The 23,384-nt window shown below is 59.3% G+C and carries 17 protein-coding genes; 8 read left to right on the forward strand and 9 right to left on the reverse strand.

Translation table 11 applies throughout. The features are described 5' to 3' along the window. The first annotated feature begins 128 nt into the window (after positions 1-128). A complete protein-coding gene (locus ELK40_RS07440; protein ID WP_127730151.1) occupies positions 129-1,724 on the forward strand; it encodes an ABC-F family ATPase in 1,596 nt (531 codons plus the stop codon). An 82-nt stretch (positions 1,725-1,806) separates the two neighbouring features. On the opposite strand, the gene ELK40_RS07445 is transcribed toward ELK40_RS07440, so the two are convergent. Then, positions 1,807-4,170: a glycoside hydrolase family 31 protein gene (locus tag ELK40_RS07445; RefSeq protein ID WP_127730153.1), complete on the reverse strand. Its 2,364-nt coding sequence runs from the start codon at positions 4,168-4,170 to the stop codon at positions 1,807-1,809. 17 nt (positions 4,171-4,187) lie between these two features. Continuing rightward, positions 4,188-5,489, reverse strand: coding sequence for an MFS transporter (locus ELK40_RS07450; protein ID WP_127730155.1), 1,302 nt, complete (start codon positions 5,487-5,489; stop codon positions 4,188-4,190). Positions 5,490-5,777: 288 nt separating this feature from the next. On the opposite strand from ELK40_RS07450, the gene ELK40_RS07455 reads away from it, so the two are divergent. Continuing rightward, positions 5,778-6,851 carry a LacI family DNA-binding transcriptional regulator gene (locus ELK40_RS07455; protein WP_127730157.1) on the forward strand — a complete coding sequence of 358 codons (1,074 nt, stop codon included), beginning with the start codon at positions 5,778-5,780 and terminating at the stop codon, positions 6,849-6,851. Here the strand turns inward: ELK40_RS07455 and ELK40_RS07460 are convergent. The 4 genes from ELK40_RS07460 to ELK40_RS07475 form a co-directional block, all read right to left on the reverse strand. Further along, the gene (locus tag ELK40_RS07460; RefSeq protein WP_127730159.1) at positions 6,848-8,104 is read right to left on the reverse strand and encodes a DUF1479 domain-containing protein; all 1,257 of its coding nucleotides are present in this window, start codon (positions 8,102-8,104) and stop codon (positions 6,848-6,850) included. The two genes, ELK40_RS07455 and ELK40_RS07460, sit on opposite strands and share 4 nt — an antisense overlap. Positions 8,105-8,254: 150 nt before the next feature. Beyond that, entirely contained in the window at positions 8,255-9,070 is an 816-nt protein-coding gene (locus ELK40_RS07465) for a Cof-type HAD-IIB family hydrolase (RefSeq protein WP_127730161.1), read from the reverse strand. A 193-nt stretch (positions 9,071-9,263) separates the two neighbouring features. Next, positions 9,264-11,696 carry a formate C-acetyltransferase/glycerol dehydratase family glycyl radical enzyme gene (locus ELK40_RS07470; RefSeq protein WP_127730163.1) on the reverse strand — a complete coding sequence of 811 codons (2,433 nt, stop codon included), beginning with the start codon at positions 11,694-11,696 and terminating at the stop codon, positions 9,264-9,266. 4 nt (positions 11,697-11,700) lie between these two features. Further along, positions 11,701-12,600 carry a glycyl-radical enzyme activating protein gene (locus ELK40_RS07475; RefSeq protein WP_127730165.1) on the reverse strand — a complete coding sequence of 300 codons (900 nt, stop codon included), beginning with the start codon at positions 12,598-12,600 and terminating at the stop codon, positions 11,701-11,703. Positions 12,601-12,728: 128 nt separating this feature from the next. Between ELK40_RS07475 and fsa the strand changes: the two genes are divergently transcribed. Beyond that, the gene (gene fsa, locus ELK40_RS07480) at positions 12,729-13,391 is read left to right on the forward strand and encodes a fructose-6-phosphate aldolase (protein ID WP_127730167.1); all 663 of its coding nucleotides are present in this window, start codon (positions 12,729-12,731) and stop codon (positions 13,389-13,391) included. Between the two features lie 89 nt (positions 13,392-13,480). On the opposite strand, the gene moeB is transcribed toward fsa, so the two are convergent. Both moeB and moeA read right to left on the reverse strand, forming a co-directional pair. Then, positions 13,481-14,233, reverse strand: coding sequence for a molybdopterin-synthase adenylyltransferase MoeB (moeB, locus tag ELK40_RS07485; RefSeq protein ID WP_127730169.1), 753 nt, complete (start codon positions 14,231-14,233; stop codon positions 13,481-13,483). Between the two features lies 1 nt (position 14,234). After that, positions 14,235-15,467 carry a molybdopterin molybdotransferase MoeA gene (gene moeA / locus ELK40_RS07490; RefSeq protein ID WP_127730171.1) on the reverse strand — a complete coding sequence of 411 codons (1,233 nt, stop codon included), beginning with the start codon at positions 15,465-15,467 and terminating at the stop codon, positions 14,235-14,237. 187 nt (positions 15,468-15,654) lie between these two features. Here moeA and iaaA point away from each other — a divergent pair, with 187 nt between their 5' ends. Genes iaaA through gsiD form a run of 5 tightly spaced genes read left to right on the forward strand, consistent with a single transcriptional unit; the run spans position 15,655 to position 21,877 of the window. Then, the gene (gene iaaA, locus ELK40_RS07495; RefSeq protein ID WP_127730173.1) at positions 15,655-16,593 is read left to right on the forward strand and encodes a beta-aspartyl-peptidase; all 939 of its coding nucleotides are present in this window, start codon (positions 15,655-15,657) and stop codon (positions 16,591-16,593) included. An 11-nt stretch (positions 16,594-16,604) separates the two neighbouring features. Continuing rightward, positions 16,605-18,476 carry a glutathione ABC transporter ATP-binding protein GsiA gene (gene gsiA, locus ELK40_RS07500; RefSeq protein WP_127730175.1) on the forward strand — a complete coding sequence of 624 codons (1,872 nt, stop codon included), beginning with the start codon at positions 16,605-16,607 and terminating at the stop codon, positions 18,474-18,476. A 23-nt stretch (positions 18,477-18,499) separates the two neighbouring features. After that, on the forward strand, positions 18,500-20,038 hold the full coding sequence (gene gsiB, locus ELK40_RS07505; protein ID WP_115874577.1) for a glutathione ABC transporter substrate-binding protein GsiB: 1,539 nt from the start codon (positions 18,500-18,502) through the stop codon (positions 20,036-20,038). A gap of 5 nt (positions 20,039-20,043) precedes the next feature. Then, entirely contained in the window at positions 20,044-20,964 is a 921-nt protein-coding gene (gene gsiC, locus ELK40_RS07510; RefSeq protein ID WP_127730177.1) for a glutathione ABC transporter permease GsiC, read from the forward strand. A 1-nt stretch (position 20,965) separates the two neighbouring features. Beyond that, the gene (gene gsiD / locus ELK40_RS07515; protein ID WP_024908682.1) at positions 20,966-21,877 is read left to right on the forward strand and encodes a glutathione ABC transporter permease GsiD; all 912 of its coding nucleotides are present in this window, start codon (positions 20,966-20,968) and stop codon (positions 21,875-21,877) included. A 63-nt stretch (positions 21,878-21,940) separates the two neighbouring features. Here gsiD and rimO read toward each other — a convergent pair whose 3' ends face one another. Next, positions 21,941-23,266, reverse strand: coding sequence for a 30S ribosomal protein S12 methylthiotransferase RimO (rimO, locus tag ELK40_RS07520; RefSeq protein ID WP_008501203.1), 1,326 nt, complete (start codon positions 23,264-23,266; stop codon positions 21,941-21,943). Positions 23,267-23,384: the final 118 nt, after the last annotated feature.

Genomic DNA, 23,384 nt, shown 5'->3' on the forward strand with positions numbered 1-23,384 from the left:
TTCAGATGTGTACGAAATCACATTTTTTTCGATTTTGTTAAAGTTTAGTGGATTGCCGCAACACGGGATCTCAATTCGGAATTGTGGCATAATGCCGTGTTTATCACACTTTTCGCAGGAATCTCCCCGTGTTAGTTACCAGCAACGTCACTATGCAGTTTGGCAGTAAGCCGCTGTTCGAAAACATTTCCGTCAAATTTGGCGGCGGCAACCGTTACGGCCTGATTGGTGCCAACGGTAGCGGAAAATCCACCTTTATGAAGATCCTCGGCGGCGATCTGGAGCCGACCCTCGGCAACGTCTCGCTCGACCCTAACGAGCGCATCGGTAAGCTGCGTCAGGATCAGTTCGCCTTCGAAGAGTTCACCGTGCTCGACACCGTGATCATGGGGCACGCGGAGCTGTGGGAAGTGAAGCAGGAGCGCGATCGCATCTACGCGCTGGCCGAAATGAGCGAAGAAGATGGCTATAAGGTGGCCGATCTGGAAACGCAGTACGGCGAGATGGACGGTTATTCTGCGGAAGCGCGTGCGGGCGAGCTGCTGCTGGGCGTGGGGATCCCCGTTGAACAACATTACGGCCCGATGAGCGAAGTTGCGCCAGGCTGGAAGCTGCGTGTGCTGCTGGCACAGGCGCTGTTCTCTAACCCGGACATCCTGCTGCTCGACGAACCGACGAACAACCTGGACATCGACACCATCCGCTGGCTGGAGCAGACGCTGAACGATCGCGACAGCACCATGATCATCATCTCGCACGACCGTCACTTCCTGAACATGGTCTGTACGCACATGGCGGATCTGGACTACGGCGAGCTGCGCGTCTATCCGGGCAACTACGACGAGTACATGACCGCGGCCACCCAGGCTCGCGAGCGCCTGCTGGCGGACAACGCCAAGAAGAAAGCGCAGATTGCTGACCTGCAGTCCTTCGTCAGCCGCTTCAGCGCCAACGCCTCTAAGTCGCGTCAGGCAACCTCGCGTGCGCGTCAGATCGACAAAATCAAGCTGGAAGAGGTTAAAGCCTCCAGCCGTCAAAACCCGTTCATCCGCTTCGAGCAGGACAAGAAGCTGTTCCGTAACGCGCTGGAAGTGGAAGCTCTTACCAAAGGCTTCGATGAAGGCCCGCTGTTTAAAAACTTCAACCTGCTGCTGGAAGTGGGGGAGAAGATTGCCATTCTGGGCGCCAACGGCGTGGGTAAATCCACCATGCTGAAAACCCTGGTCGGCGAACTGCAGCCGGACAACGGCACCGTGAAATGGTCCGAAAACGCGCAGATTGGTTACTACGCGCAGGACCATGAATATGAGTTCGAGAATGACCTGACCGTCTTCGACTGGATGAGCCAGTGGAAGCAGGAAGGCGACGACGAGCAGGCGGTGCGCAGCATTCTGGGTCGTCTGCTGTTCAGCCAGGACGACATCAAGAAGCCGGCAAAAGTGCTTTCCGGTGGTGAGAAGGGCCGCATGCTGTTCGGCAAGCTGATGATGGAAAAACCAAACATCCTGATGATGGACGAACCGACTAACCACCTGGATATGGAATCGATCGAATCCCTGAACATGGCGCTGGAGATGTATCAGGGCACCCTGATCTTCGTCTCTCACGACCGTGAGTTCGTCAGCTCGCTGGCGACCCGCGTGATCGAAATTACGCCAGAGCGCGTGGTGGACTTCACCGGTAACTACGAAGATTACCTGCGCAGCAAAGGTATCGACGGCTAAAAGAAGCCCGGTGGCGCTTCGCTTACCGGGCCTACGGGTGACTTTGTAGGCCGGGTAAGGCGAAGCCGCCACCCGGCAATGTTCAGAGCACCCACTCACTCCCTTCAGCCCCATTCACCAGCAGTTTGCGTTTCTCCCCCGCCGGTAACGACACTTTCAGCGCTTTCCACGCCGGACGATAATCCCCGCGCGCGTTCACCTTCAGGTTGATGGTTGCGCCGTCGCACACCATCTCCCAATCCACCCACAGCGCATTGCCGTTCTGGTAGCCCCAGCTTTCACCGTCGTCTTCAAACAGCAGCCCGGAGGTTGTGCCGACGCCTTTCACCGGGAACAGCTTAAGCTCGCGTGCCGTATCTTTTTCGGCACTCACATGCGTGACGCGTTCGCTCAGCGGCAGACCTGCTCCGGCCCGCACCAGCAGCGGCAGTTTTTCCAGCGGCGCATCGAGGACGATCGATTGTCCGCCCGCATACCAAGCGTGGGTGTAAAAATCGTACCAGCCCGTTTCGTTATCCGGCAGCCAGACCCTGCGCTCGCGCTGTCCGGCCTCAACGACGCTGGCGACCAGCAGGTCGCGGCCCAGCAGGAAGTCGTCGCACTCTTCGAAAGTCTGCGCGTCGCGCTCGTGGTCGAGGAAGGTCGGGCGCAGCATCGGCTCGTCGTCGGCGTGCGCCTGCCAGAGCAGGGTGTAGAGATACGGCAGCAGGCGGTAGCGCAGCTCAATCGCGCCGCGAATGGCAGGCGTGACGCCCGGATACATCCACGGCTCGTTGACGGTGTGGTCATCGTTCCACGAGTGAATGGTAAAGCGCGGGTGCATCACGCCGTTCTGCACCCAGCGCACGAACAGCTCGGCGTCCGGCTTGTCGCCGGAGAAACCGCCGACGTCGTGGCCGACGTTGAACAGCCCGGACAGGCTCATGCCCAGCCCCATGCGGATGTTATAGCGCAGCGTGTCCCAGCTGGTGCGGTTGTCGCCGCTCCAGGTCTGAACGTAGCGCTGCATCCCGGCGCATCCGGAGCGGGAGATGAGATACGGACGTTTTTCCGGCGCAAAGCGCTGCTGCGCTTCCAGCGAGGCGCGCATCATCAGCAGCGGCATGACCGGGCGAATATGCTTGATGGCGATCTCCTTGCCGAAGCCAAAGCAGCGGGCTTCTCCGTCCCACACTTCATATTCGTTGTTGTCGTTCCAGGTCGAGTCGATGCCCATCTCCAGCAGCTGCGTAGTGACGCCGTTCTGCCACCACTGCACCGTCTGCGGGTTGGTAAAGTCGAGGTGCGAGCCTTCGTCATCCCAGAAGCTGGAGCGTTCGGGTGCATCGGTTTCCGAATCGCGAATGAACAGGCCGCTCTCCGCCACTTCGTTGTAGCGCGGATGGTCCTGCAGCAGGCACGGCTTGATGTTAGCCGCAAGCTTCAGTCCCGCGTCGTGGAACGCCTGGCTCATTACCTTCGGCTGCGGCACCTTGTCGTAGTTCCAGTTGAAGACGTAGCGCTTGCCGTTGATGGAGGTATAGCCGGAGGAGAGCTGGAACGAGTCGCACGGAATGGCGTGCTCTTCGCACAGGCGGATGAAGTTCATCAGCTGGTTTTGCGCGTCCGGCGCGTCGGTGTAGTGCATGGTCGAACCGCTGTAGCCCAGGCTCCATTTCGGTCCGAACAGCGTTTTCCCGGTGAGGCGAACAAAGGCTTTGGTAACGTCCAGCACGCGTTTGCCGGTAAAAATGTAGTAGTCGATATCGCCCGCTTCCGCCTGCCAGCGGCGATAGGCGGTATGGTAGTTGTCGATCTCGTTGCCCAAATCCAGCCAGCAGCTGCTCAGGTTGTCGTAGAACAGGCCGTAGCTCACGTCGTCGCGGCGGGTTATAGTGAAAGGAATATGCTTGTAGAGCGGGTCGGTGCTGGCGGCGTTATAGCCCATGGCGTCGAGGTTGCGCATCTCATAGCGTTTACCGTTGCGCTGCAGATCGCCCGCTTTCTCGCCCAGGCCGTAGAAGCGCTCGTCCTTACGGCGGCTCAGATAGTGCGCCACGCCGTCGCCGTGGGCGTTCAGCAGGTAGGCGCTGGTGGGGCGGTCGTTGACCAGCGGCTGCCACTCGCCCGCGTCATTGCGATAGTGCCACTCCAGCCACAGCGGCTGGTGCACGGTGACGCGCAGCTGTTCGGTTGCCACGGTTAACGTGTCGTCCTGCTGCGTCAGCGTCCAGGTCGGGCAGGTGAAGCCGCTGATATCGTCACGACGGCGCCCTTCCCACGGCACGTCTTTTTCCGGCGCGATGCTCCAGGTGCGGTCCAGCGCCAGCTCGCCTTTGCGTTTGATCAGCACGCGGAACAGGTTCTCTTCCAGCACATACAGGCACAGGCGGTGCTGGTTATCGACCAGCAGTTCCAGATGGTTTGCCGACTGCGTATCAACGGTCCAGTTTTTCAGGGTTTTCATATGCAATACATCCACTATCAGGCGCGCTTGGCGCGACGTTCAGCAATAAATGCTACCAGGAAGACGGCGCCAATCAGGTCAAAGAAGCCCATGGCGATAAAGAGCGGGTTAAAGCCGATTTTGTCGGCGGTCACACCGATTAACAGGGAGAACAGGAAGCTGGCGATCCACGCCGCCGAGCCGCGCATGCCGTTGACGGTCGCCATCTGACCTTTGTCGAACGACTCCACGACCAGGGCGCTCAGCATGCAGGAAATAATCTGGTGCCCGAAGCCGCCTATGGAGATCAGCACGATGGTGATATACGGGTCGCGGGTAATGGCCACGATGGCCAGAGAGATCATCAGGAACGCGCCCGTCACGGAGCTGGCGACGACCGAGTTAACGCGTGAGCAGCCGAACATGCGGGTGTACAGACGCGTCAGGTAGCCGCTCGCCACGCTGCCGAGGTCGGCGGCGAGGAACGGCAGCCAGGCAAACATCGCAATCTGCTTCAGGTCCATGCCGTGCTCTTTGGCGAGGTACAGCGGTACCCAGAAGCTCAGCACCGCCCAGGCCGGTTCCGCCATAAAGGCGGGGATGGCGATACCGTAGAAGCGTTTGTTTTTTGAAACGGTTTTCAGCGCGGTCAGGAAGGGCAGCTTCACCGCAGGCGGTTCGTTGTCCTGCTTGATAAACGCCAGCTCGTCCTTGCTCAGGTTCGGGTGCTGCTCCGGGTTGTGGTAGAACGCCCACCACAGGATCACCCACAGCAGCGCCAGCACGCCGGTAAACATAAACGCGCCCTGCCAGCCGAACGAGGCGTGAGCAAAGTAGATGATAGGCGGGGCCAGCATCGCGCCGATGGAGAAGCCCACGCCCGCCCAGCCGGCGGCAACGGGTCGCTCTGATTTCGGGAACCATTCGCCGATGGTTTTGGCGTTCGCCGGGGTAGCGGCGGCCTCAGAGGCACCCATAAAGAAGCGCAGAATAGCGAGGTGCAGCCAGCTTCCGGCGCCCGCGTGGAAAATACACATCAGCGCCCAGATCCCGGCGCAAACCATAAAGCCAATCTTCAGGCCAATGACGTCAATCAGCCAGCCGCACAGGGGCTGGAAAATGGTGTAGGCGATCTGGAACGCGCCGACGATCCAGGAGTATTGCTCGGTGGTGATCCCGAGGCTCTCTTTCAGTTCCGGGGCGAGGATCCCGAGTGAGTTTCGGGTGATGTAGTTAACGGTGACGCCAAGTAAGAACAGCACCAGCACGTACCAGCGCAGGTTCTTGATGACGCGACGGGTTTTGCTTGTCGCAACGGTGTTATTGATGTCCTGACTCATTTTACTCTCCACAAGACGGACGGTAAGGGGACGGAGGTTCAGGTGTCACACGGATTTTTATGACTTTGATTTTTATCCGTTTAAAATTCTTAATCTGGTATACAACTAGTATGGAAGTTGTGTGACAAGTTCACCTTAAGGAAGAAAATGAGTGGGCAAAAGTGGATTTTGTGCAAAATTTCTCATAACTGACGAAAAGCCTCTGGCAAGATGGTATTTATGTCAGTAATTGCCTGACGAATACGCTATGAAAATTTTTTCATTTCGCAAATGGAGCCAGATCACAAAATGGACAAAAGGCTAAAAATCACCGAAATCGCGGCCCGCACGCAGCTCTCGATCAGCACCGTGTCGCGGGTGCTGGCGGGAAAAGCGAATACCAGCGAAAAGGCGCGCGCAAAGGTGCTGGCGTGCGCGCGGGAGCTAGGGGTGATGGAGGGTATGGCGGCGGGACGGCTGCTGCTCAATAGCCTGGTGGTTTTTGCCCCTCAGCGTGCGTTCGACGAGCGGTCCGACATCTTTTACTACCGTGTGATCCAGAGCGTGAGTAAAGGCCTTGCATCCCACGATGTGCGCTTGCGCTACTGCGCGCTGGAAGAGAACGATAGCGATGCCCAGCTGTTTCTGGCGCGCATGAACGAGGCGGATACCCAGGCGGCAATCCTTCTTGGCATCGACGACCCGCATATCCACGATCTGGCTGTGGATGTCGGCAAACCCTGCATGCTGATTAACTGCCGTGACCGCCACATGCGCCTGCCTGCCGTCGCGCCGGATCATCGCGCCATTGGCGAGCGGGCGGCGGAATATCTGTTTGAGATGGGACACCGTGAGGTAATGAGCGTGCTGTGCCTGCGCCGCTACACCATGGAACTGCGCCTGACGGGGATCCGCGACGCGTGGCAGTCTCACAACCTGAAATTCAACGACAAGCGCGATCTGCTGGTGGTGCCCAGCTTCAGCGCACGCGAAAGTGAACAGGTAGTCAGCAGCTGGCTCAACGAAATGCATGGCAAGGATTTGCCAACCGCATTTTTGGTTGGCGGCGATTTTATGGCGGCGGGCACCATCAGCGCATTACAAAAAAGAGGATTGCGCGTGCCGCAGGACGTGTCGGTGATGAGCATTGACGGGTTTAACCTGGCGGCAATCCAGGATGTTCCATTAACGGCCGTGCACGTTCCCCGCGATGAGCTGGGAACGGAAGCGGTTTATATGCTCCAGCAGCGGCTCATGCGCCCGGACGCGCCGGTGGGGACGTTACTGCTTAACGGCACGCTGGCCGTTCGGGAATCGGTACGGCGGATACGTCAGGGGAAACGACGCACCGCCGTTGAGCGGGAAGGTCTGTATGACAGTTAAACCATGCCCAGCGCGCGCTTGCCGTGGATGTTGAGATCGTTCACGGTAAAGCGGTCCTGCCAGCTCTTTTCATAATCTTCGCGCGGGAAATCTCCTGGCGACGCGCCGGTTTCGAGCGCTTCCTTGACCTTTTTGGCGTAGGCGAGGTTCTTTTCGCACATCGGCGCGGCAGGAATGTACATCACGTTGCCCCAGCCCTGCTGATTTTCCACCGGCGCGACGGAGTGGATCACATCGCAGTGCCACCACACGGAATCGCCCGCGTCGAGCGCCGGAATACTGCTTAATGCTTCGATGAGCAGCGGGTGCCACTTCTCGGAAACCGGCAGCACGCGCCCCGGCGCTACGCCGCATAGCTCGTCTTCCGGCACGTCGTCCAGCAGCGGGCGCAGCAGGATATAGGCCATCGCTTCCGGGATCGGCACCACGTGCAGCAGCCCCTGACCGGGGATCATGTCCGACAGCGCCGTCCAGCCCTGGAAGGTGCGGAACACCGAGCATTTGGTGGTGTTATCGACGGTGTACTCTTCCACTTCGGTACGGTGCGCGGCGTTCCACGGATCGTACTTATCGACGTTGCCGTCAAACACGTGGGCAAAGACCTGCTGGTAAGCCGGCAGCAGCCAGCGCTCCAGCGCGCCGGAGTCGGTATGGGCGCCGAGTCCTTTCGAGGTGGTTCCCGGCGGACGGCGGCGGATACGGTCCGGGTAAATCACGCTCACATCCGGGTCGAACCACTGCTTGCCGTTGCTCTCGAACGTCCATAAACGGTTCAGGAACGACTGCACCTGCGCCATCTCTTCGCTCTGACGCGCCTGCATCTGCGCCTGCGACCAGTAGATCGGGTAAATCTCCGGACGGGAGGCCGTTAAGGTGCCGAAGAAGTTATCGCCAGGCCCTTTGTACACTTCGTCAAACTTGTTCAGATCGAGGTAGTCGAGTATCGACTGATCCCACGCCAGCGCCTGCTCGCGGGGGAAGTGACCTTTAATCACCGCGCAGCCGCGGCGTTTAACGGCCTCGCGCTGTGCGTTGGTAATCGTGCCGTTTTTCACATCCGCAAACGGAATCACCGGCCAGACGGATTCGCCTTTGTTCTTAAGAGCGTTGATTTCCGCCACGCGGGTGGCAATTTTATCGCTGAGCTTATTAAACACCGCCTGCACGTCGCCGATCTGCGCGCGCAGCTCACGTTTCAACTGACGGATTGCCGCTTTGTGATCCGCCGGCAAAGTTTCACTGGTAAAGGTCATAACTGCCTCGCATCTTTCATTCGAAAGTGAAAATTTCTACAAGTGATACTTTAAGTTAAAATTAAGTTAATGCAAGTTTAAAAACTTGACGCAAGCCACAGGACGTGAAAAGAGTCAGGCTGCCGGAGCAAGGCTCCGGCGAGGAGAAGATCAGGCGTCGAACGGGGAATGGTTGTCGAGCACGGCCTGAATGACGTTCAGCGCGCCCTGATGGTTGTTGTCGTCGGTGCTGTAGCGGCTGATTTCTTTGATGCTTTCCGCCGCGTTACCCATCGCAAAGGAATATTTTACCAGCTTCAGCATCTCGGCATCATTGCCGCTGTCGCCAATGGCCACGCACTCCTGAGGGGAGATTTTCCAGCGCTTCAGCAGACGGCTGATGCCGTTGGCTTTGTGCAGGCCGGGGATAATCAAATCGACAAACCCAAAGCCGCTGGTGACCGGCTTCATGATGCCGTCCAGGGAGACGTGCAGCTTATCCACCAGCGTCGGAATATCGCTGTCCGGCAGGTTCAGGGAGAACTTAAACAGCACGTCGTCAATGTCGCGGTAATCGCTGATGCGCTTTAAGCGGTGGTAGTGCTTTGACATCAGCGCCACAAAGGCGTCCGGGGCTTTGTCGCTGACGTAGGCGCTCTCCAGCCCGCAGGCCACGAAGTTCAGGCCTTTGTCTTTCAGCAGTTCGCCAATCACGATCTGCGATTCATGGCGGGTCAGCTCGCCGTGAAAAATCTGTTCTCCGCGGTCGAACACCAGCGCGCCGTTTTCCGCCACGAAGGAGATCCGATCTTTTAGCGCCGGAAAGAAGGAGATGAGCTGGTAATACTGGTTGCCGCTGGCGACAACGAATTCAATATCGCGGGCTTTAAGCTGTTCAAACTGTGCCTGGAAGCGGTCACGATCGTACTGCTTGGCATCATCAAGGAAAGTTCCGTCCATATCGGTGACGATAACTTTAACGGTCATACTGTGCTCCTGGGTCACTGCGTTTTGAAACATTCTAATAACAAGGTGACGGGGAGCACAAATTTAATTTCATTCGAAAGTAAAAGCAAAACGGCAACTGAGGTTGCCGTTTTTAGTGTTTTCTCCCTCTCCCCGTGGGAGAGGGTCGGGGTGAGGGCATCAGCGCGCGCATTTCCCCTGAGGGGATGCACCGTTACAGCGTATGCTCAGTACGGGCAATAATATCGTCCTGTGCATCCGGCGACAGGGCGGTGAAGAACGCCGAGTAACCCGCGACGCGCACCACCAGGTCACGATACTGGTCAGGGTGTTTCTTCGCCTCCAGCAGCGTTTCGCGGGAGACAATGTTGTACTGAATATGCCAGCCCTTATGCACCTCGAAGAAGGTGCGCAGCAGCACCATCAGCTTCTGGCGATCGCTGTCGTTTTCCAGCGTTGACGGATTCAGCTTCTGGTTCAGCAGCACGCCGCCGAGAATCGCTTCGGTCGGCAGTTTGCCCACCGAGCCAATTACCGCCGTCGGGCCAAGGTGGTCCGTACCAGAAGCCGGGCTTGCCCCTTCCGCCAGCGGCGTGTGTGCCTTACGTCCGTCCGGCGTTGCCATCGTCGCCGCGCCAAACGGCACGTTTGCGGAGATGGACGACGTGCCCGCGTAGTAGTTACCGCCAATCGGGCCGCGGCCGTAGCGAGGGTTGTGGTACTGCTTAAGCTCTTCAATGTAGGTCTGATAAGCACGGGTCAGCAGCATATCCACGCTGTCATCGTCGTTACCGTACTTCGGCGCGCCGTTAATCAGACGCTGACGCAGCTGCTCGTGAGTCAGCCCGTCGAAGTCATCCGCCAGCGCCGCCGCCAGCTGCTGTTGGCCGATAGTGCCCTGTTCGAACACCAGCTTTTTCACCGCCGCCAGGCTGTTGCCGAGGTTGGCGATACCCACCTGCAGGCCGGAGACCCAGTCATACTTCGCGCCGCCCTGCTTGATGCTTTTCGCGCGCTCGATGCAGTCGTCCACCAGCGCCGAGCAGAGAATATCGTGGACGTTCTCTTCCAGCATGGTGTCTACCACGTACTCAATCTCAATGGATTTGCGGGTGTAGTAGCGGATCTGGCTATCCCAGGCTGCCATCACCTCCTCGAAATTGTCGAAGTTACCTGCAGAGAGCGCTTTCTCCTGCGGCAGGAATACCTTGCCGCTGGTGGCATCGCGGCCGCCTTCCAGCGCCGCCAGCATCACGCGGGCGAAGTTGATAAAGCTCATGCCGGTGCAGCGATAGCCCCACTTGCCGCCCACTGCGGTTTCGATACAGCCAATGGCCGCGTAGTCGTAGGCGTCGTCGCGTTCAACGCCGAGCTTGATGAATTCCGGAATGACGATTTCATCGTTGTTGAACGCCGGCATCCCGAAGCCGCAGCGGATCACCTGCACGCACGCATCGAGGAAGTCGTTGCTCATGCCCGCGTGATAGCGCACGCTCAGGTTCGGCTGGGTGGAGCGCAGGCGACCGCAGGATTCCAGAATTGCGTAGGAGAGCGGGTTCACCGCGTCCATCGGCTCACCGTTGACCAGCTTCTGGCCGCCGATGGTGACGTTCTGGTACAGCGGGCTACCGGCAGAGGCTTTGGAGTGCGAGCCGGAGCGGATCTTGTTCACTTCAAGCAATTTGAGCCAGCAGCTGTGCAGCAGTTCAATGGCGTGTTCGCGGTCGAGGCTCTGGTTCAGCTCCACGTCGCGGCGGTAGTACGGATAGAGATACTGGTCCATACGCGCAAAGGAAACGGAGTGGCCGTTGGACTCAATCTGCAGGATCAGCTGAATGAAGTAGCACAGCTGCAGCGCCTGCCAGAAGGTTTTCGGCGGCTCGTGGGCAATCACGTCGCAGTTTTCCGCCATAGCCAGCAGCTCGTCGCGGCGGCTTTCGCGGGTTTCGGTCGAGGCCATTTCACGCGCCAGGTCGGCAAAACGTTTGATGTGCAGGCTTACCGCTTCCAGCACGATATCGATCGCCTTCAGGAACTGATCGCCGTGAAGGTCTTCCAGCACCGTCAGGTTGATGCGCGAGCGGCGTTCGGCCACTTTGGCACGCAGGCCGTCGAGACCTTTCTCCAGCACCAGCGGGAAGTTCACCGCCAGGTGCGCGTCGCCTGAGGTCATGTTGCCTTCGGCTTTGATAATGCCGGTTTCCAGCAGGCCTTTCTGCTCGTCGGTGAACATGCCGTAGCAGCGATCCTGCACCGTCTGGCCGCGCCACCACGGGCAGATCTCGTGCAGCACACGCTTGTTCTGTTCGCTCACCGCAAAGCCCGCGCCCGGGCGGTCTGCCAGGTCGTCGATCTCTTTCTCAATCCAGGAGACGGTGTATTCCGGGAAGATCGGCGCGGCGCGCACCTCGCTTGCCTGGTTACCGATAATCAGCTCGTCGTGTTTGATCCAGATGGTACGTTCGGCCAGGTGATGCGCCAGCGCCAGAGCGCGACGCACCGGGATCGGCTTGTCCATGTGCTGCTGGTACATTTCGGTGTAATGCTGGGCGCGCTCGGTACAGACTGGCGGCTTGACGATATGCACCAGGGCCGTTTTGTGCGCCTTAATGCGTTCGCTGAGGGTATTGAGATTCAGGGTGGTCATAAGTTTATCCTCGTAAGGTCGCGGTTAACCCTTTCTGGCGGGCGTACTGCTGCGCAAAGTCCAGCAGAGCAGGGTTATCCAGCGGTTTGTCAGGGGCAGAGTAGGGTTGGCCGAGCAGGGTGTATTTGTTCATGCCCAGCGTGTGATACGGCAGAAAATGAATATCGTCGACGCCGAGTTCATCGGCAGCGAAGTTGGTGATGGCGGTTATGGAGGCTTCATCTGCGTTGAAGCCCTGGATGAGCGGTACGCGGATGGTGATGTTTTTCCCTGCGGCGGCCAGGCGTTTCAGGTTATCCAGGATGCGCTTAGCCGAACCGTCCGTCCACTGCTTGAAAACGTCACCGTCGACATGCTTCAGGTCTGCGAGGAACAGATCGACGTACGGTAATGACGGCTCGATATAGTGCCACGGCACGTGAAGGCAGGTTTCGACGGCGGTGTGGATCCCCTGGTCATGGCTGGCTTTAAACAGGGCCTGCGCCAGATCCGGGTTCATAAACGGCTCGCCGCCGGAGAGGGTGATCCCGCCACCGCTGCGGTCGTAGAAGGGCTTGTCGCGCAGTACGGTTGCCATGATCTCCTCGACATGCTGTTCTTCGCCACAGACGGTCAGCGCCTGCGTCGGGCAGCAGTCGGTGAGGGCGTTAAGCGTCTCTTCACTCAGCTTTTCGCGGTGGATGATCGGGCCATTCAGCGCGCGTTCGATGCAGCCCGGCGCTGCCTGCTGGCACAGGTCGCAGCCGTCCAGGCACAGACGTGCATCAAACAGCACGTCCCGGCTGCGGGAGCGGCTTTCCGGGTTCTGGCACCAGCGACAGCCCAGCGAGCAGCCTTTCAGGAACACCACGGTACGAATACCGGGGCCGTCGTGGGTAGAGTAACGCTGAATATTGAAGATCATGTTTTTGCCTCTCATCTTGCATATGAAGATTAAATTACTTTCGAATGAAAGTTATCTTGATGCAGGTCAACTCTTCAGCAGGTTTTGTCGTGATAGGGTAAGTGCAGGCTAATTTTGAGGGTGACATCATGGAACTTTATCTCGACACATCTGACGTTGCGGCAGTCAAAAAGCTGGCGCGTATCTTCCCGCTGGCGGGCGTGACCACCAATCCAAGCATCGTAGCTGCCGGTAAAACGCCGCTCGATGAACTGCTGCCCGCGCTGCACGACGCGCTTGGTGGTAAAGGTCGTCTGTTCGCACAGGTGATGGCGACCTCCGCCGAAGGGATGGTGGAAGACGCGCGTAAGCTTCGCGCCATCATTAACGATCTGGTGGTGAAAGTGCCGGTAACCGCAGAAGGGCTGGCGGCGATCAAGATGCTAAAAGCGGAAGGGATCCCGACGCTGGGCACGGCGGTATACGGTGCTGCGCAGGGGATGCTGTCCGCGCTGGCGGGGGCGGAGTATGTGGCCCCTTACGTTAACCGCGTGGACGCGCAGGGCGGGGACGGGATTCAGACCGTAATTGAGCTGCAACAGCTGCTGACGCTGCACGCGCCGCAGTCAAAGGTGCTGGCCGCGAGCTTTAAAACCCCGCGTCAGGTGCTGGACTGCCTGCTGGCAGGGTGCGAGTCCATCACGCTGCCGCTGGACGTGGCGCAGCAGTTTATTACCTCTCCTGCGGTAGATGCGGCAATTGTGAAGTTTGAGCAGGACTGGCTGGGGGCGTTTGGCAGGACGTCGATTTGACGGGTGCGGCCTGATGCCCTCACCCCAACCCTCTCCCACAGGGAGAGGGAGCAAACACTAAAACGGCAACCTGAAGGTTGCCGTTTGCTTTAACCTCCGCACACCTCACACCCCGGGTTACGCATCAGCTTCATCTCGCGGAACTGGCAGGTTATCGCGTCATACATCACGATTTTCCCCGCTGCCGGCGTGCCGTAGTGCGCCAGCACCTTGATCGCTTCCATTGCCTGCAATGAGCCAATCACGCCGACGAGCGGCGCCATCACGCCCGCCTCAACGCAGGTCAGCGCATTCTCGCCAAACAGACGGCTCAGGCAGCGGTAGCAGGGTTCACCCTCGGCGTACGTGAAGACGCTGATTTGCCCCTCCATGCGGATAGCCGCGCCGGAAACCAGCGGCGTTTTATGGGCAAAACAGCCCGCGTTGAGCTGGTTACGGACGGTGACGTTATCGGTGCAGTCCAGGACCAGATCGTGCTGCGCAATCTGCGCGAACAGCGCATCGTCATCCAGCATCGCGTCAATCAGGGTGAACTGTACGTTGGGGTTGATGCGCGCCAGCGCCGTGCGGGCAGAGTCCACTTTCGGCTGGCCCACCGTCGCGTCGCTGTGCAGCGTCTGGCGCTGCAGGTTAGACACCGACACGGTATCGAAATCCAGCAGCGTCATCCTGCCCACGCCTGCCGCGGCAAGGTATTGCGCGGCGGCGCAGCCCAGCCCGCCCAGCCCGACGACCAGCACGCTGGCCGCCTTGAGCGCTTCCTGACCTTCGAAATCAAACCCGCGCAGCACGATCTGGCGGTTGTAGCGCATCATCTCCGGATCGCTCAGCTCCACCGTCATGTTAGCCTCCGAACAGGTGGTTAAAGCGCTCGACCTCAACCCATTCGCCGGCTTCCACATTGCCGCGCTCGCGCTCCAGCACGATAAAGCAGTTGCCCAGGCTGAAGGAGCTGAAAATGTGTGAGCCCTGGTGCCCGGTGGAGCTCACTTCGAGCTCGCCGTCCGCGTTGCGCGCCAGAATGCCGCGCTGAAAATCGAGACGACCCGGTGATTTTTTCAACCGAGTGGCGGCACGCACGCGCTGGCGTTCAGGCAGCGGGCTGGCGCTGTTGCCGGAAAGCTTCGCCAGCAGCGGGATCGCCAGCTGGTAGAAGGTGAGTGCCGCCGAGACCGGGTTACCCGGCAGGCCGCAGAACCAGCTGTGTGAAAGCTTGCCAAACGCAAACGGCTTGCCCGGCTTGATCGCCAGCTTCCAGAAGGCGATTTCGCCCAGCTCTTCAAGAAGGGTTTTGGTGTAATCCGCTTCGCCCACGGAGACGCCGCCGGAGCTGATGACCACGTCGGCGGATTTATCCGCCTCGATAAACGCCGCGCGCAGTTTTTCCGGGTCGTCTGGAATGATGCCGAGGTTAATCACCTCGCAGCCCAGTTGCTCCAGCATCAGGTGTACCGCCAGGCGGTTGGTGTCGTAAATCTGGCCGTCCTGCAGCGGCTGGCCCGGAAGCTGCAGCTCGTCGCCGGTGGAGAAGACGGCGACGCGCACTTTGCGGATAACGTCGACTTCCGCGATGCCGAGCGAGGCCAGCACCGGCAGCTCTGCCACCGTCAGCCTTTGCCCGGCGGCAAAAACGGTCGCGCCGAGGGTAATGTCCTCGCCGGTACGGCGGATGTTCTGGCCCGCTTTAACGTTGGCGGTAAAACGCACGCCGTCGTCGGTCTGTTCGGTCTCTTCCTGCATTACCACGGCGTCGCAGCCGGCCGGAACCGGCGCGCCGGTCATGATGCGCACGCAGGTGCCCGCAGGCCATTCACCGCTAAACGGCTGACCCGCAAAGGCTTTGCCCGCCACCGGCAGGGCATTACCCGTCTGGAGATCCGCCAGGCGTACCGCGTAACCGTCCATCGCTGAGTTATCAAACCCCGGCACGTTAAGCGGAGAGACGATATCGCGCGCGGCAATACGGCCAAAACAGCGCACGAGGGGCAGCGTCTCTACGTCATGCAGCGGGGAAACTCGGTCAAGCATCTGCGTGAGTGCCGTCTCAAGCGGCATCAGTCCGGCGGTAAAATCCATGGTGGGCTCCTGCGGAGTAACAACGAAAGCGTCCATTATGGCAGAAAAGTGCGGCTAACTGTATGACCGAAGGGTGCACGCTTTACATCACTGTTACGTCTTTCTATATTCAAAAATCATCTGAAGTTTCGTCGACGATAATGATATTTATAGAAAAAGCCGCAAAACAGGCTAACGGGTGATGCGAATGGTTAATGCGGTAATCGCAATTCATGGTGGCGCCGGGGCAATCACCCGAGCACAGCTCAGTCCCGAGCAGGAAAAGCGCTACATCGACGCGCTGTACGCCATTGTGGAAACGGGCCAGAGAATGCTGGAAGCGGGCGAAAGCGCGCTGGACGTGGTCACCGAGGCGGTGCGCCTGCTGGAAGAGTGCCCGTTATTTAATGCGGGGATCGGTTCGGTCTTTACCCGGAATGAAACGCACGAGCTGGATGCCTGCGTGATGGACGGTATTACCCTGAAAGCGGGCGCCGTGGCGGGCGTCAGCCACCTGCGTAACCCGGTGCTGGCCGCGCGTCTGGTGATGGAAGAGAGTCCGCACGTGCTGCTGACGGGCGCGGGGGCGGAGAGGTTTGCCTTCGAACACGGAATGGAGCCGGTATCGCCCGATCTGTTTTCCACGGAAGCGCGCTATCAGCAGTTACTGGAAGCTCGTTCGGCGGGCATGACGCAGCTTGACCATACTGCGCCGCTGGATGAGCGCAGCAAAATGGGCACGGTGGGCGCGGTGGCGCTGGATAAAGCCGGCAACCTCGCGGCGGCAACTTCCACGGGCGGGATGACCAACAAGCTGCCCGGACGCGTGGGTGATAGCCCGCTGCCTGGCGCGGGTTGCTATGCCAATAACGCGACGGCGGCGGTGTCGTGTACCGGCACCGGAGAAGTGTTTATCCGCGCTCTCGCGGCCTATGACATTACCGCGCTGATGGATTACGGCGGCTTAAGCCTGAGCGAGGCCTGCGAGCGCGTGGTGATGGAAAAATTACCTGCCCTGGGCGGCGTCGGCGGACTCATTGCGGTGGATCGTGAGGGCAACGTGGCCCTGCCGTTCAACAGCGAAGGCATGTATCGCGCCTGGGGCTATGCCGGTGATGAGCCGAGCACGGGCATCTATCGTGAATAAGGGGGCAGCGCGTGCCGCACAGTGAAGAGCTGGACAACCGCGAAGTATTGGCTGTCCATCAGCTGAATATTGCGTTTCAGGAAGAGCGGCAGTTCTTCCCCGCAGTACAGAATTTATCGTTCACGCTCAGGCGCGGCGAGACGCTGGCGATTGTTGGCGAATCCGGTTCCGGGAAATCGGTCACCGCGCTGGCGCTGATGCGCCTGCTGGAACAGACGGGCGGGCAAATCAGCAGCGAGAAAATGCTCCTGCGCCGCCGTAACCGTCAGGTCATTGATTTAAATGAGCTAAGCGGTTCGCAGATGCAGGGCGTACGCGGGGCGGACATTGCGATGATCTTTCAGGAGCCGATGACCTCTCTGAACCCGGTGTTCCCGGTCGGGGAGCAAATTGCCGAGTCTATCCGCCTGCATCAGGGGCTGAGCGGCGATGAAGCGCTCAAAGAGGCCCGACGGATGCTTGAGCTGGTGCGCATTCCGGAGGCACAGGCTATTCTGGGCCGCTATCCGCATCAGCTTTCCGGCGGCATGCGCCAGCGGGTAATGATCGCCATGGCGCTCTCCTGCCGTCCGGCGGTGCTCATTGCCGACGAGCCGACAACGGCGCTGGACGTGACCATTCAGGCGCAGATCCTGCAGCTCATCAACGTGCTGCAGCAGGAGATGGAGATGGGGGTGATCTTTATCACCCACGATATGGGCGTGGTTGCCGATATCGCCGATCGCGTACTGGTGATGCATAAGGGCTGCGCGGTAGAAACCGGCCCGGTCGAGCAGATTTTTCACGCGCCCGCGCATCCTTACACCAAAGCACTGCTGGCGGCGGTCCCGCGCCTGGGGGCGATGAACGGCAGCGATCTGCCGCGCCGTTTTCCGCTGATTTCCCTCGAGGCGTCTGAGCCGCAGGAGGATGAACGCGAGCAGGACACCGTGGTGCCGGGCAAGCCCATTCTGGAAGTACGAAATCTGGTCACCCGGTTTCCGCTGCGCAGCGGCGTGTTGAACCGGGTGAAGCGCGAAGTGCACGCGGTGGAAAACGTCAGCTTCGACCTCTGGCCGGGCGAAACGCTGGCGCTGGTGGGGGAGTCCGGCTGCGGTAAATCCACGACCGGGCGCGCGCTGCTCCGTCTGGTGGAATCTCAGGAGGGCAGCATTACCTTTAACGGCGAGCGCATTGATACCCTTCCGGACAGCAGGCTGCAGGCGGTGCGGCGGGATATTCAGTTTATTTTTCAGGATCCGTATGCCTCCCTCGATCCGCGCCATACGGTGGGGTATTCGATCATGGAGCCGCTGCGGGTGCATAACCTGCTCGACGGCGAGGCGGCGCAGCGTCGCGTGGCGTGGCTGCTGGAGCGCGTTGGCCTGAAGCCGGAACACGCCTGGCGTTATCCGCACGAGTTTTCCGGCGGGCAGCGGCAGCGTATCTGCATCGCCCGCGCGCTGGCGCTGAACCCGAAAGTGGTGATTGCGGATGAATCCGTCTCTGCGCTGGATGTCTCTATTCGGGCGCAAATCATCAATCTGTTGCTGGATTTACAGCGGGATATGGGTATCGCCTTTCTGTTTATCTCGCACGACATGGCGGTGGTCGAGCGCATCAGCCATCGCGTGGCGGTGATGTTTATGGGGCAGATCGTGGAGATTGGGCCGCGAAGGGCAGTGTTCGAGAACCCGCAGCACCCGTACACCCGCAAGCTTATTGCGGCGGTTCCGGTTGCCGATCCCGCACATCGTCACGGCCAGCGCGTGCTGCTGCAGGATGATATGCCGGGTAATATTCATAAACTCGGCGAGGCCGTGGAGCGCGTGACGCTTCGCGAGGTCGAGCCGGGTCATTTCGTCGCTCCCCCGCGTCAGGACAATGCTTTTTCGCGGTTATAACTTACAACAGGCAGGAGAACACAATGGTTACATTTGTAGCGCGTAGATGGTTGTTAGCCGCGAGCGTGACGGCAGCCCTGGCCGCTGCCCCCGCGTTCGCTGCCAAAGATGTGGTGGTTGCCGTCGGCTCCAATTTCACCACGCTCGATCCGTATGACGCCAACGACACGCTCTCTCAGGCGGTGGCGAAATCGTTCTACCAGGGCCTGTTCGGCCTGGATAAAGAGATGAAGCTCAAAAACGTGCTGGCGGAGGGGTACACCGTGTCCGACAACGGGCTGGTCTACACCATCAAGCTCAGAACCGGCGTGAAGTTCCAGGACGGGACAGACTTCAATGCGGAGGCGGTGAAGATTAACCTCGATCGCGCCAGCAATCCTGAAAACAGCCTCAAGCGCTATAACCTTTATAAAAACATCGCCAAAACCGAGGTGGTCGACCCGGCAACGGTAAAAATCACCCTGAAAGAGCCGTTCTCCGCGTTTATCAATATTCTGGCGCATCCGGCAACGGCGATGATTTCCCCTGCCGCGCTGCAGAAATACGGCAAAGAGATCGGTTTCCACCCTGTTGGCACCGGCCCTTACGAACTGCTCACCTGGAACCAGACCGATTTTGTGAAGGTGAAGAAGTTCGCGGGCTACTGGCAGCAGGGGCTGCCGAAGCTGGATACCATCACCTGGCGCCCGGTGGTGGACAACAACACCCGCGCGGCGATGCTGCAAACCGGCGAGGCGCAGTTTGCCTTCCCGATCCCGTATGAGCAGGCCGCCATTTTGCAGAAAAACAGCAAGCTGGAGCTGGTCGCCAGCCCGTCGATCATGCAGCGCTACATCAGCATGAACGTCACGCAAAAGCCGTTCGATAACCCGAAGGTGCGCGAAGCTATTAACTATGCCATTAACCGTCAGGCGCTGGTGAAGGTCGCTTTTGCGGGCTATGCCACCCCGGCCACCGGCGTGCTGCCGCCGGCTATCGCCTATGCGCAAAGCTATCAGCCGTGGCCGTACGATCCGGCTAAAGCGCGCGAGCTGCTGAAAGAGGCGGGCTTCCCGAACGGTTTTAGCACCACGCTGTGGTCGTCGCATAATCACAGCACCGCCCAGAAGGTGCTGCAGTTTACCCAGCAGCAGCTGGCGCAGGTGGGTATCAAGGTACAGGTCACGGCAATGGATGCCGGACAGCGTGCGGCAGAAGTGGAGGGGAAAGGGCAGAAAGAGAGCGGCGTGCGGATGTTCTACACCGGCTGGTCGGCATCGACTGGTGAAGCCGACTGGGCGCTGTCGCCGCTGTTTGCCTCGCAGAACTGGCCGCCAACCCTATTCAACACCGCGTTCTACAGCAACCCGCAGGTGGACAAAGACCTGGCCGATGCGCTGAAAACCACTAAACCGGACGAGAAAGCTCGTCTCTATAAGGACGCACAGGACATCATCTGGAAAGAGTCGCCGTGGGTGCCGCTGGTGGTGGAGAAGCTGGTGTCAGCCCATAACAAAGCGTTGACCGGGTTCTACATCATGCCTGATACGGGCTTTAGCTTTGACGATGCGGATTTAAAATAACGCCCATGCTGAATTATGTTTGTAAACGCCTGCTGGGGCTTATTCCGACGCTGCTGATTGTGGCGGTGCTGGTGTTTTTGTTTGTCCATATGCTGCCGGGCGATCCGGCGCGTCTGGTTGCCGGGCCCGAAGCGGATGCCACGGTCATTGATCTGGTGCGTAAACAGCTGGGTCTTGACCAGCCTCTGTATATGCAGTTTCTGCACTATATAGGCAACGTTCTTCAGGGTGACTTTGGTATCTCGATGGTGTCGCGCCGTCCGGTGTCGGAGGAGATCGCCAGCCGCTTTATGCCGACGTTCTGGTTGACGATTGCCAGCATGAGCTGGGCAGTCGTGTTTGGGCTTGGCGCCGGTATTGTCGCTGCCGTCTGGCGCAACCGCTGGCCGGACAAGCTCGGCATGGCGCTGGCGGTGACCGGCATCTCCTTCCCGGCGTTCGCGCTGGGGATGCTGCTGATGCAGATCTTCTCCGTTGAGCTGGGCTGGCTGCCCACCGTCGGGGCCGATACCTGGAAGCATTACATCCTGCCTTCCATGACGCTTGGGGCTGCCGTGTCGGCCGTGATGGCCCGCTTTACCCGCGCCTCGTTCGTTGACGTGCTGAGTGAAGATTATATTCGCACCGCGCGGGCGAAAGGGGTCAGCGAGAAGTGGGTCATTCTCAAGCACGGGTTCCGCAACGCGATGATCCCGGTGGTGACGATGATGGGGCTGCAGTTTGGCTTCCTGCTGGGCGGCTCTATCGTGGTGGAAAAAGTCTTCAACTGGCCGGGGCTGGGACGCCTGCTGGTCGATTCCGTCGAGATGCGCGACTACCCGGTGATTCAGGCGGAAGTCCTGCTTTTCTCGCTGGAGTTTATTCTTATCAACTTAGTGGTGGACGTGCTCTACGCCGCCATTAACCCGGCCATCAGGTATAAGTAAGATGCGATTATTGAACTGGCGACGTCAGGCCGTTTTAAACGCGATGCCGGGGCTAAAACCGGACCACGTCCGCACCCCGTGGTCTGAATTCTGGCGGCGTTTTCGTCGTCAGCCGGTCGCGATGACCGCGGGGCTGTTTGTGCTGCTGCTTATTGCAGTGGCGGTGATTGCGCCGTGGGTGGCGCCATTTGATGCGGAAAACTATTTTGACTATGACCGTCTGAACGACGGACCGTCGATGCTGCACTGGTTCGGCGTGGACTCCCTCGGGCGCGATATCTTTAGCCGCGTGCTGGTCGGGGCGCAAATCTCGCTTGCCGCCGGGGTGTTCGCGGTGCTGATCGGCGCGGCCATCGGTACCGTGCTGGGGCTCGTTGCCGGATATTACGAAGGCTGGTGGGACCGCATCATCATGCGCATCTGCGACGTGCTGTTTGCTTTTCCCGGCATTCTGCTGGCGATTGCGGTGGTGGCGATCATGGGCAGCGGCATGGCCAACGTCATCATTGCGGTCGCGGTGTTTTCGATTCCGGCGTTTGCGCGCCTGGTGCGCGGCAACACGCTGGTGCTGAAACAGCAGACCTTTATAGAATCTGCCCGCAGCATGGGGGCCAGCGACGCCACCATCCTGTTCAGCCATATTCTGCCGGGTACGGTGTCGTCCATCGTGGTCTATTTCACCATGCGTATCGGCGTGTCGATTATCTCGGCGGCCAGCCTGTCGTTTTTAGGGTTGGGTGCTCAGCCTCCAACGCCGGAGTGGGGCGCGATGCTGAACGAGGCGAGGGCGGATATGGTGATTGCACCGCACGTGGCGATCTTCCCGAGCCTGGCGATTTTTCTGACCGTGCTGGCGTTTAACCTGCTGGGTGACGGTCTGCGCGACGCGCTGGATCCGAGGATTAAGGGGTAGCGCAGTGAAATGTGCCGGGTGGCGGCTACGCCTTACCCGGCCTACAAAAGAGGAGCAGGAAGATTAAACCCGGCTACCCCACAGGTCATACTCATCCGCGTTTTCAACCTTCACGCGAATAATATCACCCGGCTTAACGTTGGTTTCGCCATTCAGGTACACCGCGCCGTCGATTTCAGGGGCGTCCGCCATGCTGCGGCCAATCGCGCCTTCTTCGTCAACTTCGTCGATAATAACCATGATCTCGCGGCCCACTTTTTCCTGCAGACGCTCGGCAGAAATCTGCTGCTGCAGCTGCATGAAGCGGTTCCAGCGTTCTTCTTTCACCTCTTCCGGCACCTGGTCCGCCAGCTCGTTGGCGGTTGCGCCTTCTACCGGGCTGTACTTGAAGCAGCCGACGCGGTCGAGACGCGCTTCTTTCAGGAAGTCGAGCAGCATCTGGAAGTCTTCTTCGGTTTCACCCGGGAAGCCGACGATGAAGGTGGAGCGCAGGGTCAGGTCAGGGCAGATCTCACGCCACTGCTTGATGCGGGCCAGCTGGCGGTCAACGGAGCCAGGGCGCTTCATCAGCTTCAGGATACGCGGGCTCGCGTGCTGCAGCGGGATGTCCAGGTACGGCAGAATTTTGCCTTCCGCCATCAGTGGGATGACATCGTCAACGTGCGGGTACGGGTAGACGTAGTGCAGGCGCGTCCAGATACCGAGTTTGGACAGCTGCTCGCACAGGCCGACCATGCTGGTTTTCACCGGCTCGCCGTTGTGGAAACCGGAGCGGTGCTTCACGTCCACGCCGTAGGCAGAGGTGTCCTGGGAGATGACCAGCAGCTCCTTCACGCCCGCGTCGGCAAGACGTTTAGCTTCCGCCAGCACTTCGCCAATCGGACGGCTCACCAGATCGCCACGCATGGATGGGATGATGCAGAAGGTGCAGCGATGGTTACAGCCTTCGGAAATTTTCAGGTACGCGTAGTGGCGCGGCGTCAGCTTCACGCCCTGTTCCGGCACCAGGCTCAGGAACGGGTTATGCTTTGGTTTTGGCACGTAGTGATGAACATGTTGCAGCACCTGCTCGTAGCTGTGCGGGCCGGTGATCTCCAGCACCTTAGGGTGCACTTCGCGGATCTGGTCTTCTTTCGCGCCCAGACAGCCGGTCACGATCACTTTGCCGTTTTCGGTCAGGGCTTCACCGATAGCTTCCAGTGATTCCTGGACCGCGCTGTCGATAAACCCGCAGGTGTTAACGATCACCATATCGGCGTTGTCGTAGCTTGGCACCACGTCATAGCCCTCGGTGCGCAGTTCGGTCAGGATGCGTTCTGAATCCACCAGGTTTTTCGGGCAGCCCAGGGAGACGAAGCCGATTTTCGGCTGGTGCGTAACATTGCTCATAGGTTAAAAATTCATCAATTATGGAGTTATCAGGGCGGGATTTTACAGCGTATCGCGGGGGATTTATACACTCTTTGCAAGGCTGATGCGTCGGGCAGAGGTTGTAACATTGTAAATA

The organism is Enterobacter sp. N18-03635 (assembly GCF_004006055.1).
Taxonomy (GTDB): domain Bacteria; phylum Pseudomonadota; class Gammaproteobacteria; order Enterobacterales; family Enterobacteriaceae; genus Enterobacter; species Enterobacter vonholyi.

Coding starts and splice junctions, on each gene's coding strand:
- ELK40_RS07475 (WP_127730165.1), bottom strand. CDS start 12,600: ATGATCTTCAATATTCAGCGTTACTCTACCCACGACGGCCCCGGTATT.
- ELK40_RS07470 (WP_127730163.1), bottom strand. CDS start 11,696: ATGACCACCCTGAATCTCAATACCCTCAGCGAACGCATTAAGGCGCAC.
- ELK40_RS07450 (WP_127730155.1), bottom strand. CDS start 5,489: ATGAGTCAGGACATCAATAACACCGTTGCGACAAGCAAAACCCGTCGC.
- moeB (WP_127730169.1), bottom strand. CDS start 14,233: ATGACGGTGGAGCTGAGCGATCCGGAGATGATGCGCTACAACCGCCAG.
- ELK40_RS07445 (WP_127730153.1), bottom strand. CDS start 4,170: ATGAAAACCCTGAAAAACTGGACCGTTGATACGCAGTCGGCAAACCAT.
- gsiD (WP_024908682.1), top strand. CDS start 20,966: ATGCGATTATTGAACTGGCGACGTCAGGCCGTTTTAAACGCGATGCCG.
- rimO (WP_008501203.1), bottom strand. CDS start 23,266: ATGAGCAATGTTACGCACCAGCCGAAAATCGGCTTCGTCTCCCTGGGC.
- gsiC (WP_127730177.1), top strand. CDS start 20,044: ATGCTGAATTATGTTTGTAAACGCCTGCTGGGGCTTATTCCGACGCTG.
- gsiB (WP_115874577.1), top strand. CDS start 18,500: ATGGTTACATTTGTAGCGCGTAGATGGTTGTTAGCCGCGAGCGTGACG.
- ELK40_RS07455 (WP_127730157.1), top strand. CDS start 5,778: ATGGACAAAAGGCTAAAAATCACCGAAATCGCGGCCCGCACGCAGCTC.
- fsa (WP_127730167.1), top strand. CDS start 12,729: ATGGAACTTTATCTCGACACATCTGACGTTGCGGCAGTCAAAAAGCTG.
- ELK40_RS07460 (WP_127730159.1), bottom strand. CDS start 8,104: ATGACCTTTACCAGTGAAACTTTGCCGGCGGATCACAAAGCGGCAATC.
- iaaA (WP_127730173.1), top strand. CDS start 15,655: ATGGTTAATGCGGTAATCGCAATTCATGGTGGCGCCGGGGCAATCACC.
- moeA (WP_127730171.1), bottom strand. CDS start 15,467: ATGGATTTTACCGCCGGACTGATGCCGCTTGAGACGGCACTCACGCAG.
- ELK40_RS07465 (WP_127730161.1), bottom strand. CDS start 9,070: ATGACCGTTAAAGTTATCGTCACCGATATGGACGGAACTTTCCTTGAT.